3 protein-coding genes are annotated in these 2,343 nt (G+C 33.7%); all 3 read right to left on the bottom strand.

Features of this window, described 5'->3' with window-relative positions; genetic code table 11:
* Nucleotides 1-704: HAAS domain-containing protein (locus tag AC1DUW_RS26230; protein ID WP_477643860.1), on the bottom strand; the 704-nt coding region annotated here is incomplete at its 3' end.
* A gap of 29 nt (nt 705-733) precedes the next feature.
* On the bottom strand, nt 734-1,087 hold the full coding sequence (locus AC1DUW_RS26225; RefSeq protein WP_053348043.1) for a PadR family transcriptional regulator: 354 nt from the start codon (nt 1,085-1,087) through the stop codon (nt 734-736).
* A 383-nt stretch (nt 1,088-1,470) separates the two neighbouring features.
* Nucleotides 1,471-2,217, bottom strand: coding sequence for a YqjF family protein (locus tag AC1DUW_RS26220; RefSeq protein ID WP_053345673.1), 747 nt, complete (start codon nt 2,215-2,217; stop codon nt 1,471-1,473).
* Nucleotides 2,218-2,343 lie beyond the last annotated feature (126 nt).

Genomic DNA, 2,343 nt, shown 5'->3' with positions numbered 1-2,343 from the left:
CTAATAAGTGTACCTACTATTAATTGGGTGTCATCATGAAGTGCAAATTGACTTAGCAAATAATCCGGTAATGTTAAAAGTGCTAAAATAATTATGACGACCCATGATCTAGCCCACCACGAGATTGCAATAAGAAAAACAAAAGTAATAATTGCTGTAATATTCGTCCACGTAGTCCCAAATTGAATCACAGGTGTTTCAATTATTCTATTAAAGAAAATCAAGCCAATATACAGACCAAGCGGAAGCATCCCAAGTACATAATAAATTGCAAATTCTTTTCCTCTGGAAATATTATTTGCAGAAACATACTTAAACGCACTAAAGATGCCCAATATGAAAATCGCAGCAATACATACATGACCGATTAATTCCAGTAGTGAATAGGAAAGGTTTCCTTTGAATAAATCATTGATAATTGTGAAAGAAAAAGCACCAAAAATGATAATGACGATATATTTAAACCAAGATCGGTAATCAGTAGTCATCTCGTTTGATATCTGATCCATGTATTCTTTAGGTGATTGGCCAATAATGTTGTCGATTGACTTCCCTTTTTTCTCTGCTTCCATAAGATGAACCTCTAATTCTTCCACAATACTTTCAATTCCATCTGAATTCTTTCCACTGGAAAATAAATAAACTCGAAGATCCTCTAAGAAAGATTTGCTTTTAGAAGATAGATTTACAGCAGTACTTTTCAACTCTTCATCCCCTTTTTGGATTATTAAAACTAATCATTTTTTGCTTCATGGTTTAAAACCCGATTGACATTGCCCTTCAAATATTCCCATCGTTCCATAAAGTTTATTAATTCCTGTTCTCCTTTTCGGGTCAGGGAATAATATTTTCTTTTAGGCCCAGCAGTTGATTTTTTTAATGTAGATGTTACCAGTTCTTCTTTTTGCATACGCATCAATAAAGGGTAAATGGTTCCCTCACTAAATGAATTAAATCCATATCCCTCTAATTTTTCAGCTAACTCATATCCATATACTTCTTTATCTTTGATGATTGCCAATAAACACCCGTCCAATATCCCTTTCATCATCTGTGTAGTGGTCAAATGAATGTCACCTCTTTCCATGTCTTGCAATACAAGGTATATGATTATTATGAAGATTAATACCTTGTAATGCAAGATAGTATTTAATTATTTTTATGTGAATTGCGGTGAGTTACAAAATTACTTACACGCTAAGGATTATTTTATAAGTGGTTTATAAGGTAGTATCGAAACGACAATTAAGGGATACTCAACCATGATATCGTCGTCTGATATAACCAAAATCTTTTTTTGAAAAATAATTAATTATCCGCATTGTACTCATAAAGAAACAGGATTACCTGAAAGTGATTCACTAGGTACGTAAATATTAGATGTGAGGGGATCTTGTGCATTGAAGTTAATTGAAGTTTCTTAATCCCCGAATTCGAAAGAAATGAATAGTACTAAGAAATCTTTTTACACTAGAACCGTGTTTTCTTAATATTCCATATAAGTGTATCAACACCTTTAGAGAAATGAAAAATTGGTTTGACTTCAGTAAGGTCAAAATTAAAGGGAGTAAAAAGTGTATTCCTACATATCTCTGCCTCTACTGTTTGTAACGGCCAAGGACGATGGTGTATTTCTCCGCAATAGATATTGACTCCATTATCCGTACTATACAAGCAATATCGCTCAGTGAGCCAATGGTCTAAAGTTCCTTTTTTAGGAAAAAAAACTTCTGGTAAAGGAGTGTATTTTACATTAAATCTAATTGGAGTATTTGTTTTTCCTTTACGAATACTTTGACAATGAAAGGTTTGTCCTTTTTTTTCAAAAGAGATTTGTGCAGAATAATAGGGCAAACGAAACCATTTCTTGGCTATTGTATAGGAGGCCCAGTCCTCGACATCAAGAGACATGAAAAAGATACCGGGTTTACCATCACATTGAACATATGTTCTTACATTGATTTCTGAAAATTTAGGGGTTAGTGATACAGATGACAATCCACGAGGATAAATTCCCTCCATAACGAAAAGAATAACTCCCAACCAGGCATATCCATTAAAGGTGTCAATTTCTAAATGTGGAGGAATATGTGGTCTCAGTGTTTCAGCTGGAATAGGCCAATGGGAAAACAAAAGATTTCTCCAAGGTTGTCGCATAATCCATTTTTTTGAAGGAATTGGCCAAGGACGGTGAGCGTTATCATCTAGTAAGTTCATGAAAAGTATCTCCTTTATTTTTATATTAACTTAGCTAAGGGTCAAAAAAATTCAGAAAATCATTTGGTGTTGCTTGTAAAAACTACAGGTATTTTTCAATTGCTCGTGACTTACCCCCTATAAAGC

It is taken from the genome of Peribacillus sp. P4_C12 (assembly GCF_056402095.1).
This window is presented reverse-complemented; position numbering and strand designations above follow the sequence as displayed.